The 13,987-nt window shown below is 34.9% G+C and carries 12 protein-coding genes and 1 pseudogene; 8 read left to right on the top strand and 5 right to left on the bottom strand.

The window, feature by feature from the left end:
- Window positions 1-2: 2 nt before the first annotated feature.
- From ACQ9BO_RS11100 to ACQ9BO_RS11110, 3 genes are read right to left on the bottom strand one after another with little or no spacing between them, the layout of a single operon-like run.
- Complete coding sequence (locus ACQ9BO_RS11100; protein ID WP_431244753.1) at window positions 3-557, bottom strand: hypothetical protein; 555 nt, start codon at window positions 555-557, stop codon at window positions 3-5.
- The gene (locus ACQ9BO_RS11105; protein ID WP_431244754.1) at window positions 472-2,613 is read right to left on the bottom strand and encodes a SusC/RagA family TonB-linked outer membrane protein; all 2,142 of its coding nucleotides are present in this window, start codon (window positions 2,611-2,613) and stop codon (window positions 472-474) included. Before ACQ9BO_RS11105 ends, ACQ9BO_RS11100 begins: the two co-directional genes overlap by 86 nt.
- Window positions 2,614-2,624: 11 nt before the next feature.
- Window positions 2,625-3,089, bottom strand: coding sequence for a carboxypeptidase-like regulatory domain-containing protein (locus ACQ9BO_RS11110; RefSeq protein ID WP_431244755.1), 465 nt, complete (start codon window positions 3,087-3,089; stop codon window positions 2,625-2,627).
- An 807-nt stretch (window positions 3,090-3,896) separates the two neighbouring features.
- On the opposite strand from ACQ9BO_RS11110, the gene ACQ9BO_RS11115 reads away from it, so the two are divergent.
- Window positions 3,897-4,400, top strand: coding sequence for a sugar-binding protein (locus ACQ9BO_RS11115; protein WP_431245105.1), 504 nt, complete (start codon window positions 3,897-3,899; stop codon window positions 4,398-4,400).
- 124 nt (window positions 4,401-4,524) lie between these two features.
- Here ACQ9BO_RS11115 and ACQ9BO_RS11120 read toward each other — a convergent pair whose 3' ends face one another.
- Window positions 4,525-5,184, bottom strand: a complete 660-nt coding sequence (locus tag ACQ9BO_RS11120; protein ID WP_431244756.1) for a substrate-binding domain-containing protein — start codon at window positions 5,182-5,184, stop codon at window positions 4,525-4,527.
- A 41-nt stretch (window positions 5,185-5,225) separates the two neighbouring features.
- The gene (locus ACQ9BO_RS11125) at window positions 5,226-5,564 is read right to left on the bottom strand and encodes a LacI family DNA-binding transcriptional regulator (RefSeq protein ID WP_431244757.1); all 339 of its coding nucleotides are present in this window, start codon (window positions 5,562-5,564) and stop codon (window positions 5,226-5,228) included.
- Window positions 5,565-5,798: 234 nt separating this feature from the next.
- On the opposite strand from ACQ9BO_RS11125, the gene ACQ9BO_RS11130 reads away from it, so the two are divergent.
- From ACQ9BO_RS11130 to ACQ9BO_RS11160, 7 genes and pseudogenes are all read left to right on the top strand, one after another.
- The gene (locus ACQ9BO_RS11130; RefSeq protein ID WP_431244758.1) at window positions 5,799-6,890 is read left to right on the top strand and encodes a mevalonate kinase family protein; all 1,092 of its coding nucleotides are present in this window, start codon (window positions 5,799-5,801) and stop codon (window positions 6,888-6,890) included.
- Window positions 6,880-7,776, top strand: a complete 897-nt coding sequence (locus ACQ9BO_RS11135; protein ID WP_431244759.1) for a sugar phosphate nucleotidyltransferase — start codon at window positions 6,880-6,882, stop codon at window positions 7,774-7,776. The genes ACQ9BO_RS11130 and ACQ9BO_RS11135 overlap by 11 nt, the downstream gene beginning before the upstream one ends.
- 176 nt (window positions 7,777-7,952) lie before the next feature.
- A complete protein-coding gene (locus ACQ9BO_RS11140) occupies window positions 7,953-8,411 on the top strand; it encodes an MFS transporter (protein WP_431244760.1) in 459 nt (152 codons plus the stop codon).
- Window positions 8,374-9,327: a hypothetical protein gene (locus ACQ9BO_RS11145; RefSeq protein WP_431244761.1), complete on the top strand. Its 954-nt coding sequence runs from the start codon at window positions 8,374-8,376 to the stop codon at window positions 9,325-9,327. Before ACQ9BO_RS11140 ends, ACQ9BO_RS11145 begins: the two co-directional genes overlap by 38 nt.
- Before the next feature lie 31 nt (window positions 9,328-9,358).
- Window positions 9,359-11,287 carry a glucosamine-6-phosphate deaminase gene (gene nagB, locus ACQ9BO_RS11150; protein ID WP_431244762.1) on the top strand — a complete coding sequence of 643 codons (1,929 nt, stop codon included), beginning with the start codon at window positions 9,359-9,361 and terminating at the stop codon, window positions 11,285-11,287.
- Window positions 11,288-11,625: 338 nt separating this feature from the next.
- Window positions 11,626-11,862, top strand: a complete 237-nt coding sequence (locus ACQ9BO_RS11155) for a DUF3820 family protein (RefSeq protein ID WP_431244763.1) — start codon at window positions 11,626-11,628, stop codon at window positions 11,860-11,862.
- Between the two features lie 445 nt (window positions 11,863-12,307).
- Window positions 12,308-13,922: pseudogene (locus ACQ9BO_RS11160) on the top strand (CTP synthase).
- Window positions 13,923-13,987: the final 65 nt, after the last annotated feature.

Consider the following 13,987-nt stretch of genomic DNA (forward strand, 5'->3'; position numbering starts at 1 on the left):
GACTAGTGAATAGCTACTTTAATACCAAGTATAAAAGTTCTTGAAGCTGGGAACGAGTTGAAGTCGATTCCACCACCTAAATTGTTTCCTGAGTGCCCATTAACCTCTGGGTCGTTTCCAGAATAGTTTGTGATTGTCAATAAATTTTGTCCGATAGCATATAATCTGATGCTGTCAATAAATTTTACGGTTTTTAGTGCGCTTTCAGGAATTGAATAACCAATAGAAACATTTTTCAAACGTAGGTAAGATGCTTCTTCAACAAATTTTGAATTCACATAGCTTCCATATTTGCTTTTGTAGTATCCATCTCTCGGAATATCAGTGTTTTCATTTGTTCCTGCAACCCAACGGTTCAAAGCATCTGTGCTTGTAGATGATTCCCCAACCATTCTAGTCATATTATACACAGAATAATCAAAAGCTCCTTGGAAAAAGATATTCATATCAAAATTTCCATATCTGAAATCATTATTGAAACCAGCAATATAATGCGGAATAGAATTTCCTAAATAAGTTCTGTCTGCTCGCAGTAATTGTTCCGTCTCCGTCAACATCCACATATTTTGGATCTCCTGGTTTAGAAAGTGGCTGTGGAGCATAAGTTTCTCCGGTTTTGATAACTCCGGCATATTTATAACCGTATAAAACGCCCATTTCTTTTCCTGGCTCTAATCTTGTAAATTCTTGTCCAGAAACAGTTCCGCTTGGATTTGAAGTATTTGTACTGATGATTTTTACGTTATCAGCAAGAGAAACAATTTCTTGTTTGTTGTAAGCTAAGTTTAAAGATGAACTCCAAGTGAATTTATCAGTTTTAAAGTTTACAGTGCTGATCCCTAACTCGATACCGCTGTTGTCAATAACTCCAGAGTTAACTCTTTGAGTACCGAATCCCCACCATCCTCCAACAGGAACATTCAAAAGAGCATCAGAAGTTCTTTTTTTGTAGGCGTCAATTGTAACAGTAAGATTGTCATTAAAGAATCCCATGTCCAAACCTATGTTTGTTTGAGCTGTTTGTTCCCATTTCAAATTCGGGTTTGCTAAATTGGCTGGTTCAGTACCCGCAACAAATTCATCAGGAGCAATCGTTACACCCCATGATTGCAATCTGCTCATGTATGAGTAGTCACCAATCCCATCACTTCCTGTAATACCGTAGCTGGCTCTTAATTTAAGATCAGAAAAAGTGTTCAGATTTTGAATGAATGATTCATTAGACAATTTCCAAGCAACCGCTCCAGATGGGAAAATACCGAATTTGTTGTTTGGCCCAAAACGAGAAGAACCATCTTTTCTTATTGTAAAAGTGAAAAGATATTTGTCATTGAATGCATAATTTAACCTTCCAAAATAAGAAGTAAGTTTTGTTTCTGTTTTTTCAGTTTCTGGTTTCAAGTAAACTGCGGCTCCTTGAAGATTGTAATAAGTAAGCAAGTCGCTTGAGAAACCAGTTCCTGCCGCTTTTACTCTCTCATAAGTATCTTTTTGGTTTGAAGTTCCAATCATTGCAGTAAATGCGTGTTGTTCAGCAACATTAAACTTATAAGTCAAATATTGTTCAGTACTCCATCTGAAATACGTTCTGTTTTCTTCAGATCCAGATCCTTTTAACGCGACTCCAGCTACTAAAGTACTTGGCGTATATTTTCCTTGAATAACTTCCTGCCATTCAGCACCAGCACCAAAATGATACGTTAAACCTTTAATGATCTCATAATCCAAGAACATATTTCCGTTCACCATTCTGTTGATAGTGTGGTCAGTAGGTTCTAGTAAAAGAGCCAAGGCATTATCTTTACCTTGATATTTGTAATAAGAACCATCAGCATTGTAAATTGGAATTGTTGGAGGTGCAGTCTGGATAGAGAACATTGGAGATAAAATATTATCGCCAAAATCACTGTTGTTTCCTTCGCTTACAGCGCCGTAAACATTAGTTCCCATGTTTAATTTGTCATTAAATCTTTTCTCGCCACCCATTCTTACAGTATATCTTTCAAAATCTGTATTTTCAATTGCTCCGGTTTGTTTCAAATAGTTTCCAGAAAGGAAAAATTTAGATGTTTTGTCGCTTCCGCTGAAAGTAAGCGTTCTGTTTAAAACCTCGCCCGGACGCGTTGCGGCTTCAAACCAGTTTGTATTTGCAATAGGAAAACTTGCTGGAAAAACTGGTGGTCTTCCATTTTCCAATGCAATTGCGTTTTGAATATCTGCATATTGTTGCCCTGTAATTAATGATGGCTCTTTTATGATGTTTTGAAAACCATCAGAAATTTCAGCCTCAACCTGCATTTTTCCTGATTTTCCTTTTTTGGTAGTAATCAAAATAACTCCGTTTCCGCCTCGAGCACCGTAAATTGCAGTAGAAGCGGCATCTTTTAAAATCTGAATATTTTCAATATCATTTGGGCTGATAGATCCTCCAGTACTCGTAATAAATCCATCCACTACATACAAAGGAGCATTCGAAGTATTGATCGAGTTTCCTCCTCTAATTACAACTGAAGGATTCGTTCCAGGGGCATAGCTGTTTTGTTGTACCTGAACCCCAGAAGCACGACCTTGTAAAGCTTGCCCAACGTTTGAAACTGTTCCGCCTAAGTTCAAGTTGTCTTTGCTTATAGAAGCAACAGATCCAGTAAGGTCTTTTTCTTTGATTTTCCGTATCCAATAACTACTTCATCTAATTTTTGTCCTGCTTCTTTCATGACAATTTTTAGAGGAGAGCTTCCTACTGATACTTCTTGATCTTCCATACCAATGTAGGTTACGATAAGTTTAGTAACATTATCAGCTACTGTAATCGAGAAACTTCCATCAACATCGGTCTGAACTCCTTTTGTCGTGCCTTTCACCACAACATTTGCACCCGGAAGGGGCAAGCCATTCTGATCTGTTACGGTACCTTTTATGGTTTTCTCAAAAAATATTGAAGAATAATTTTTCTCAGAGGTATTTATTGATGAAACTGCCGAAGCTTGAAATGTAAATGCCAACAATGAAAGTAATGTCAGTTTAATTTCTTTACCGGATAAATTGTTAATCCGAAAATCTCTTGGCTTTTTTTGGGTTAATAATTTCATACGAAAATTGGTTTTGGTTAATGTTTAATTTGTTTTTTGTTGTTTGTAGGTTTTAGACTTCTTTTTTGATTCGCAAATTCTTTTTTGTTTTTTACTTGATTTCTGCCGTATTGATTTCTGCAAAAAAAAATCAGTTTGATTTTTTAGTCGGAATACAGCTTATTCACTTCATTTTTGATCGTTTTTTAGGCTTCAAAATCATCAAAAATTTTACTGATTTAACTCAGTTTTAAGATTAATCTCTGACGAAACTATAGATTATATTTTTATAAAACAAGAAAAAACACAAAAAATGTGCTCGAACACACAAAATTTATGTTCTCGAGCACATAAATTTGTGCGATACATTTTTTACGCTAAAATGATGTGATATTTTTAAAATATTCCAGAAATTCGCAGGTATAGAAAAATGTCTGTTTTTTGAATTATAAATGAGGTTTTTAAAAAAACTTGTGAATTTCGCAATTAGTGATTGAAAAACATATAAATTAAGCAGTGTTTTCTTATGGGTTTTGAAGGCGATATTTTAATTTTATCGACGCGAAAACGAAACTTTTTTCTTCATTTTTTGAACTATATTAGACGTCGTAAAAAGTGAATGGAAGAGAAGCCGAATTTGAAGTTGTTCCAGCTTTTTTTCAAAATCAAAAATTAACTTTCTTTTAATTAAAATCATGAAAGAATATCAGGTAGTTTTAATCGATAAAAACTTAAAAAATGAAGGTGAAATTTCCGATTCATTTTTTTAGAAAATGCAAATTGTCTTACCGATTTTTCATCACCTTGGAATAGTGATCAATTTCTAAAATTGAATTTCGTGCACTTTGGGATTTTGAAAATTTATATTTTAGTTTCAGAGTTTTTGATACTGATATTTATATTGATGAAAAAGATAATAGTATTGACAGCATTGGAAATTCTGATCGTGTTGAATTGTTTTTTAGAACAAATTATTCTTTGAATCCGTATTATTGTCTAGAAATGGATACTTCGGCAAGATTGATGGATTTTGAGGCACGACCTGATAAAGTTTTCGATTTTGATTGGAAATGGCCAAAAGAAGATTTAAGAATAAATGCGTCAAAAGATGAAATCTCTTTCACGGTAAAAGGGATTATCAGTATTAAATCGCTGAAGGAATTAAACTTGATTCAAAATAATAAAATCGAAGCAGGTGTTTTCAGGGCAAAATTCTCCAAAACTGAAAGTCAAAATTATGAACCAACTTGGATTTCCTGGGTAAACCCAAATACGGAAACGCCAAATTTTCATATCGCTTCTTCATTCGGAATGTTTATTTTGATGGAATAGCTTTTTTGAGGTTCAAAGGAACAAAGTTACAAAGGGGCAAAGTAATAAAGCAACAAAGCAAAAAAGTTGCTAAGTTTTAAATCTTTGTCCCTTTGTAACTTTGTAACTTTGCACCTTTTTTTAATCATGACACGTAAAAAGAAGCATTTTCAACATTAATAATGTCTATTGGCAGTAAAATAGTATCAGGGATTTCTTTTCGGAATAAAAAGTGTTCAACTAATGTGCTGACTCCTAGGTAAACTTGTCTTTTTTGATTTTGATGGATTAAAAAGTGCACCAATCCTTGGTTTAGGAAATTGACATTTTTTTCAAGTAAGTCATAACCTATAAGTGCGATTTTTTTGCTTTTAGCTGAAGATAGCAATGAAGCAATTTGATATGCTTTTGAGGTAGTAATAAAAATTCCGGTTAAATCGGGATTTTCTTCTAAGAATGAAGCAAATTTCGTTTCGATGTTTGAGTTTTTCAGTTTCAAGGTGGTTATTGAATAGTCATGAAGCTCTTTTTCTTCAAAATAATTTCTAAAACCTTTTTCCTTTTCCTGCATGTGAACTGCATTTTTAAGGCTTTCGTCAATGTGGATAATGGCAATTTGGCCTTGGCTTAAAATCAAATTCATTAAGCTGGCGGCAACGCGTCCGCTTTTGTGAAGATCTTGTCCCACAAAACTTTTAATATAGGAAGATTCGACTTCGTTGTTGAATGTGTTTACCATGACGCCTAATTCGTCATATTGTTTTATGATTTCAACGGTTTCTTTATGGAATAATGGCGTGAGCAAAACAGCATCAGGTGCTTGAGCGATAATGTTTTCATTGACTTTTAAAAAGATTTTGTACTTTCAGGATTGAAATAATGAGTATCAATAATAACGTTATATGCTTTAAACTCGATTATGGCATCTTGAATTCCGTTGACACAAGGAAGCCAATAGGGGTCAAATGCCGGATCTGGGAGTAAAACGCAAATGCGATAAATTTTCGTGCTTTTTAAATTTCGGGCGATGAGATTGGGTTCGTAGTCGATAACATTCAGAACCTCATTGATTTTCTCCAAAGCGGCAGGAGAAACCTTTCCTCTATTATGCAAAACACGGTCAACAGTTCCTTTAGAAACTCCTGCCATTTGAGCAATATCCTTAATCGTATACTTTTTATCCATATAAGCAAATATAAAAACTTTGATTTAATAATCAGTAAATTTTTTCGCTATAATTCAATTGTGTGCTCGAGAACATAAAATTAGTGTGTTCGAGCACATTTTTTGTTTTTTTCTTGTTTTATCAAAATATAATATATAGTTTCGTAAAATCAAAACCTAAAAAAGAAAAGAAAATTAATAACCAACAAACATTTTAAATTATTGATTTTTAATGTTTTAATGTGAATTTTTTACATGAGAAAAATTACTTCATTAGCCCCGGGCCGTACTTGTCTCTTTGGAGATCATCAGGACTATTTGGGATTGCCTGTTATAGCCTGCGCGATAGATCGAAACATAAAGCTTACAGCAGAGCAAAATAATACTAACACATTTGTTATTAATATGACTGATATCAATGAAGTTCGTGTCATTGATATTAATGCCTCTTTTGAGAAATTGGAACCACGCGATTATTTCGCTTCCTCATTGCGTGTTTTGCGCAGACATGGCTGTGTGCCTACATGTGGTTATGATATTACGATCACAGGAGATATTCCAATAAATTCGGGAACATCGAGCTCATCTGCATTGTTAATGGCTTGGATTCGCTTTTTGATCGAAGCGTTTGGGGTTGATGATGAAGTGACGCCAGAATTTATTGCTAAAATGGGATATGCATCTGAAGTGTTAGAACACGGAGAACCTGGCGGTATGATGGATCATTTCAGTATCGGAGTTGGAAATATCGTTTATATTAATACAAAAGATCCTTTTTCATACCGATGCATCGGAACCGAATTAAAAGGCTTGATTACAGGAGTTTCTGGAGTGCCTAAGGAGACTATTGGGTTGATTGGAGAATTGAAAGGGAATGCGCTAATGGCAATTGATCTTGTAAAACAAAATTACCCTGATTTTGATTTGAATGCTTCTGAAATAGATGATATTGGGAAATACAAAAATTGTCTTCCAGATCGTTTGATTCCGTTTTTTGAAGCGACTCTAAAAAATTATCATTATACAAAAGAAGCTTTGAAAGAGTTTGAAAAACCAGCTTTGAATCTTGAAAAGATTGGTTTTTGGATGAATCAGCATCACGAAGTCTTGCGTGATTTGTTGAAGATTACCGTTCCTAGAATTGATGATATGATAAATGCGGCTTTGCGCGCTGGTGCGTACGGTGCAAAAATTGTAGGTTCTGGCGGAGGCGGCGGCATTGTGGTGATTGTAGATCCTAAAAAAGAAGCTTTGGTGATTGAAGCAATTTTGAACGCAGGTGCCCAAGAAGCTTATGGAGTAATAGTTGATCCTGGTGTCAGAATTATTGAAAATATTGAAATTTAGAAAAGAAGATATGCACAACAATTTAGTTATTCTAGCGGGCGGAGCATCGTCTCGCATGAAAAAAGAAGCTATTGCAGATAATTTGTCTGCAGAAGAAATCGCTCAGGCAAATGAAAGAAGCAAAGGCTTGATTGGTGTAGGTTCAACCGGAAGGCCTTTGTTGGATTACCTGTTGTTGAATGCAAAAAAAGCGGGCTATGAGAACATTTATATCATTATAGGCGAACAGGGAGAATTGTTCAAAGAATTTTACGGAAGCCATGATGCTGATAATGATTTTCATGGCCTCAACATTTCATTTGCCGTACAATATATTCCAGAAGGAAGAACAAAGCCTTTTGGTACAGCAGATGCTTTGTTTCAGGCAGTTGAGCAATATCCAGAGCTAAACGGAATGGAATATTCGGTTTGTAATAGTGATAATTTATATTCTGCTGATGCTTTATCGGCATTAAGAAAAACAGCAAGCCCTAATGCGTTTATAAGTTATGATCGCGATGCTTTGGAATTTCCGTCGGAACGAATTTCGCGTTTTGCTATTGCAAAATTAGATGAAAATAATCAATTGCTTGATATTTTAGAAAAACCTTCTGCAAATGATTTGCAAAATTATAAGGATAAAGAAGGAAAAATCAGGATTAGCATGAATGCTTTTAAGTTTACAGGAAGTACTTTATACCTGCATCTTAAAAATTGTCCGGTAAATCCAGAAAGGGATGAAAAGGAGTTGCCAACGGTTCTTTTGAATGCTGTAAAAGCAAGTCCAAATACTACAATCGGAATCCCATTTTCCGAGCATGTGCCTGATTTGACGGCAAAAGAAGATATTGCAGATGTAAAAGAATATCTTAAAAAACACTATCCAGTACTCGATTGGAATTCATAATTAATAATAACAAAATCTTCATTTCTGTTTTAGGATAACCATCATTTATTGTATTAATTTTGGTGTTGCAAAAAAATGCATACATTTGCGCAAAATATGCAAATAGATAAATTTAGTGTTGATTCTAAATTAGATTGGAAAAACAAAAAATCTATTAACAATCAACCAAAAGTATTATGTCAAACATTGAAAATGTCATACCAGCAATAAAAAGGAATTCAATTATTCCGATGGTTATCTTGACTGCATTATTTTTTATTCTCGGATTTGTAACGTGGCTAAATGGGCCGTTGATTCCGTTTTTTGAATTGGCTTGCGAACTGTCATCGTCTCAGGCTTATTTCGTGACTTTCGCTTTTTACATTGCTTACTTTGTTATGGCAGTGCCATCATCGTGGGTAATTGAGAAAGTAGGTTATAAAAATGGGATTTCGCTCGGATTGCTCATCATTGCTCTTGGCGCATTTTTGTTTTATCCAGTCGCCGAAAGCCGTACATTTTTATTGTTCTTGATAGCGCTTTTTGTTATGGGAACAGGCTTGGCCATTTTGCAGACCGCTTCAAATCCGTATGTAGTGGTAATTGGACCAAGAGAAAGTGCAAGCAACGAGAATAAGTGTTTTAGGAATTGCTAATAAATTGGCGGGATTTGTAGCGCCAATTGTATTGACGGCTTTGGTTCTGTCTAATATGCAGGAGTTTACAGCAGATAAAATTGCCATGTTGGATTCGGTTTCAAAATCAAATGCATTGAATTCTCTTGCATTACAATTGCAAAGACCTTATCTTTATATGGGATTGATTATTATGGTGTTAGCTTTATTTGTGAAGCTTTCCCCGCTTCCAGAAATTGATTTGGATGAAGATGGAAATGTGGAGCATCTGAGTGTTTTTAAACAAGTTAAAAATGCTTTCAGGCGACCTCAATTGGTTTTTGGAGTTATTACTTTGATGCTTTACATCTCTGCAGAAGTTTTGGCAGGAGATTCGATCGGAGGTTTTGGAAAACAATTAGGGGTTTATGGTGATGAAGGAAATTTTTATCTCAAATTAACTTCTTTTACGATGTCGGCAATGGTTGTCGGCTATATTTTAGGAATAACATTGATTCCGAAGCACCTTTCGCAAGCAACGGCTTTGCAAGGATCTGGAGTTTTAGGAATTATTCTGGTTCTGGCAATTGTTGTGATTTCGCCTAAAATAATGATTCAGCTTCCCGGAATTCCACCTTTGCCAGTTGTGATTCTTTTAGTAGCGCTTTTAGGTTTGGCAAATGCACTTTGCTGGCCGGCAATTTGGCCAATGGCATTACAAGATTTGGGCGGATATACTAAAATAGGAAGTGCTATTTTGATTATGGGAATTATTGGCGGTGCCATTTTCCCGCTGTTCTATGGTTTGATTACCGAAACTATTAATGAGTCAAATATTGCGGCCGGTACACAGGCAACTTCAAGAAGTGGCAATCAGCTGGCGTATTTAATGCTTTTGCCATCGTATGTAATGATTCTTTTTTACGCAGTAAAAGGACATAAATACCGACGATGGTAAATAAATGAGAAACTAAATAAAAAACTATATCATGTTAAAAAGTAAAATCGACAAAGCAACAGGATTCGAAAAACGATTCGAAAACATCAATACGGTTGTTTTTGAAAATTCTTCAGAAGCTTCAAAAGAAGTAGCACAGGAAATTGCGGCTCTAATTAGAGAAAAACAAAAAGAAAATAAGCTTTGTGTTTTAGGGCTTGCAACGGGGTCTTCTCCAAAAGGTTTGTATGCTGAATTGGTTCGTCTTCATAAAGAAGAAGGTTTGAGTTTCAAAAACGTAGTAAGTTTTAACTTGGATGAATATTATCCGATGGAACCAAACTCAATCAACAGTTATGTTCGTTTTATGAAAGAATTGCTGTTTGATCATGTCGATATTTTACCTGAAAATGCTCACGTTCCAGACGGACTTTTGACAAAGGAGCAAATTGCTGATTATTGTCACGAATATGAAGCTAAAATCGAAGCTTTAGGCGGAATCGATTTGCAGGTTCTTGGAATTGGAGGAAACGGACATATTGGTTTCAACGAATCTGGTTCGCTTCAAAACTCGAAAACACGTTTAGTAGCTTTAGATCATATTACTAGAGTTGCCGCAAGCAAAGATTTCTTCGGATTGAACAATACGCCAAGAACAGCAATCACGCTTGGAGTGAAAAAAATCATGGAAGCTAAAAGAGTAATTTTATTGGCTTGGGGTGAAGGGAAATCAAATATTGTGAAAAAATCTGTTGAAGATGAAGTTACCAATAGAGTTCCAGCTTCGTTTTTGCAAGAGCACAACAATGCAGTTTTTGTCTTAGATAAAGAAGCGACTTCAAAATTAACGAGAATCAACAAGCCTTGGTTGGTAGAGAAAATTGTTTGGACAGACAAATTAACTCGTAAAGCGGTTTTAGGATTGGCATTAGATCTTAAAAAACCAATTTTGATGCTTACAGATGCAGATTATATCGAAAACGGTATGAGCGATTTATTAGCAGATTCTGGTCCAGCTTACGATACTAACATTAAGATATTTAATAAATTACAAAATACAATTACAGGTTGGCCAGGTGGAAAACCAAATTCAGATGATACAAATCGTCCTGAAAGAGCAGAGCCAGCTAAAAAACGTGTATTGATTTTCAGTCCGCATCCTGATGATGACATTATCAGTATGGGAGGAACTTTCATGCGTCTGCAAGAGCAAGGGCATGAAGTGCATGTGGCTTACCAAACATCAGGAAATATTGCGGTTGCTGACGATGAAGCATTGCGTTTTGCAAGATTCGTAATTGATTACAATGAAAAATTCGGAATCAAAAGCGAAGAAGCAGATAACATCTACAAAAAAGCAGAAGCATTTTTACAGAACAAAAAGAACAGCGAAATTGACATTCCAGAAGTTCGTTATATTAAAGGTTTGATCAGAAAAGGAGAGGCGAGAGCTACAAGTTATTTTGTAGGTCTTCCAGATTCGCAAATTCACTTTATGGAATTGCCTTTCTACGAAACTGGAACTATCGAGAAAAAACCAATCGGACCAGAAGATATTCAGCTGACAGTTGATTTAATCGAGAAAATTAAGCCACACCAAATTTATGCCGCTGGAGATTTAGCAGATCCGCACGGAACGCATAAAGTTTGTTTGGATGCTATTTTTGAAGCGGTTAAAGTTTTAAAGCCAAAAGAATTCATGAACGACTGCTGGTTATGGTTGTATCGTGGTGCTTGGCAAGAATGGGGAATTGATGAAGTTGAAATGGCAGTTCCAATGAGTCCAGATCAGGTTTTAGCAAAACGTCACGGAATCTTCAAGCACCAATCTCAAAAAGACGGTGTTGTTTTCCAAGGGACAGACGCAAGAGAGTTCTGGCAGAGAGCTGAAGACAGAAACCGCGAAACAGCAGAATTGTATCACCAATTAGGTTTAGCGACTTATGCGGCAATGGAGGCTTTCGTGAGATGGCATTACTAAGATCCTAAGGTTCTGAGGTGCTAAGGCACTAAGTTTTTTTTTCTTAGTATTTTGGAAATTAGTGAGTAGTCAAATAATATTTTTGAAGCAGGAAGAGAGAGTCGAATTAGGTTCTTTTTTCTTGCTTTTTTTTTTAAAGAGGCTAAGGTTCTAAGATTCTGAGGTTCTAAGTTTTCCAGTCTTTACAGTAGTCTTCGTTTTAAAGCTGTAAACTGTGACTGAGACTGAAAACTATTTTTTAATCTGTGGCAAAAGAAAAAATAAATGGTAGCTTTGCATACAATTGAAGCAAGAAGAAAGTATAAGTCTTTCCTCTTGCTTCTTTCTTCTTAAAAACTATGGATCAAGACAAAAAACAACTCATAAAATTAGCGCATACCAAAATGCCATTCGGGAAATACGAAGGAAGATATTTAATCGATTTGCCTGAATATTATGTAGTTTGGTATCATAATAAAGGTTTTCCAAAGGGAGAATTGGGGCAACAATTGCAACTGATTTATGAATTGAAATTAAATGGATTGGAAGAATTGATTCGGAATATAAAGAAGCAATATCCAAAACCTATTAAATAGTAGGAAAAATCTTTCGTAGTTTAAAATTTTTTTTATAAGTTTGAAATACAAAAATATTATAATTTCCAAAAACAAAGTGATACCACAGAGTTCAAGACTGAATTCATAAATGTGTACAAGTCAGTGTTTTTTAAATTATAATATTTTTTTTGCTTAAAAAAGTCCTAAATTTTTCGCTACAATAGTAATTCGGAAATTATGCTTAGATTTCCTTCAATTTTAATTCTACTTTAGTTAGCACAGTATATTAAGGTGTTTTAGACTAGAATTAGGCACATTCTTCAAAAAAACTTCTAATTAAAAGTTAAAATTATCGATTACAAAACCAAGTAATCGATATGTTTAAAAATTTGCAAAATTATCTCATTCTCGAATTGATAAATTATCTAATTAAATTTGTACTTTTGCCAAGTTTTTTACACAACTACTTACAAACAACAACAGAATGAATCAAACAAAATATATTTTTGTTACAGGAGGTGTGACCTCTTCATTAGGAAAAGGGATTATCGCGGCATCTTTGGCAAAATTGTTACAAGGAAGAGGATACCGCACAACTATTCAGAAATTTGATCCATACATTAACGTAGATCCGGGGACACTAAACCCGTATGAGCACGGAGAATGTTATGTGACAGATGATGGAGCTGAAACTGACTTAGACTTAGGACACTACGAGCGTTTCTTGAACGTTCCTACTTCTCAGGCTAATAACGTTACTACAGGAAGAGTTTATCTTTCGGTTATTGAAAAAGAAAGAAGAGGAGAATTTTTAGGAAAAACAGTTCAGGTTGTTCCTCATATCACAAACGAAATCAAAGACAGAATGCAATTGCTAGGTAAATCTGGCGATTATGATATTGTAATTACTGAAATTGGTGGAACTGTTGGTGATATCGAATCGCTACCTTATATAGAATCTGTTCGTCAATTAGTTTGGGAATTAGGTGAAAATAACGGAATTGTTATTCACTTGACATTAGTTCCTTATTTGGCGGTACGCAGGCGAATTAAAAACAAAACCAACGCAACACTCTGTTAAAACTTTAATGGAAAGCGGTATTAAGGCAGATATTTTGGTTTGTAGAACTGAGCATGAATTGTCTCAGGAATTACGCCAAAAATTAGCTTTATTCTGTAATGTAAAGAAAGAAGCAGTTATTCAGTCAATTGATGCTTCTACAATATATGAAGTTCCAAATTTAATGCTTGAAGAAGGATTAGATGTTGTGGCTTTAAAGAAATTAGATTTACCTAAAAAAGCATCTCCAGATCTTAAAAACTGGAATACTTTCTTAAAAAGATTAAAAAGCCCAAAGCAAACTGTAAATATTGGTTTGGTTGGTAAATATGTAGAAATGCAGGATTGTTACAAATCTATTTTAGAGGCGTTCATTCATGCAGGAGCCGCAAATGAAACTAAAGTAAACGTAATTTCAATTCACTCAGAGCATATCAATGCTGATAATGTTGAAGAGAAATTAGGAACTCTGGACGGAGTTTTAGTTGCTCCAGGTTTTGGTGAAAGAGGTATTGAAGGAAAAATTGAAGCAGTTCGTTACGTACGTGAAAACAATATTCCTTTCTTCGGAATTTGTTTAGGAATGCAGATGTCTGTTATCGAATATTCTAGAAATATTTTAGGTTATGCTGAAGCAAATTCAACAGAGATGAATGATAAGACGCCTCATCCGGTTGTGAATTTAATGGAAGAGCAAAAAACAATTACTGATAAAGGTGGAACAATGCGTCTTGGTGCTTGGAAATGTGATATCAAACCAGACACTTTAGCATACAAAATATACGGACAAAAAACTATTTCGGAGCGTCACCGCCACCGTTATGAGTATAACAATAAATATGCAGATGAATTACAAAAAGCTGGTTTAAAAGCTTCTGGAGTTAATCCTGATACAGGTTTAGTCGAGATTGTAGAGCTTGAAAATCACCCGTTCTTCATTGGTGTACAATACCATCCAGAATACAAAAGTACAGTAGCAAATCCGCACCCTATTTTTGTAAACTTTGTGGCAATTGCTGTAAATGCGCATAAAAAATAATAATTATATTCTAAGAGACTGTAACTTTTAAATTAAACAGATACTAATAGCCTCAAACGAATAAC

The organism is Flavobacterium sp. P21, assembly GCF_050632225.1.
Taxonomy (GTDB): Bacteria; Bacteroidota; Bacteroidia; order Flavobacteriales; family Flavobacteriaceae; genus Flavobacterium.

Bases quoted from the DNA above. Each gene is read 5' to 3' on its own strand.
- ACQ9BO_RS11100 (WP_431244753.1), bottom strand. From the start codon at position 557: ATGTTGACGGAGACGGAACAATTACTGCGAGCAGACAGAACTTATTTA.
- ACQ9BO_RS11110 (WP_431244755.1), bottom strand. From the start codon at position 3,089: ATGAAATTATTAACCCAAAAAAAGCCAAGAGATTTTCGGATTAACAAT.
- ACQ9BO_RS11125 (WP_431244757.1), bottom strand. From the start codon at position 5,564: ATGGATAAAAAGTATACGATTAAGGATATTGCTCAAATGGCAGGAGTT.
- ACQ9BO_RS11130 (WP_431244758.1), top strand. From the start codon at position 5,799: ATGAGAAAAATTACTTCATTAGCCCCGGGCCGTACTTGTCTCTTTGGA.
- ACQ9BO_RS11140 (WP_431244760.1), top strand. From the start codon at position 7,953: ATGTCAAACATTGAAAATGTCATACCAGCAATAAAAAGGAATTCAATT.
- nagB (WP_431244762.1), top strand. From the start codon at position 9,359: ATGTTAAAAAGTAAAATCGACAAAGCAACAGGATTCGAAAAACGATTC.
- ACQ9BO_RS11155 (WP_431244763.1), top strand. From the start codon at position 11,626: ATGGATCAAGACAAAAAACAACTCATAAAATTAGCGCATACCAAAATG.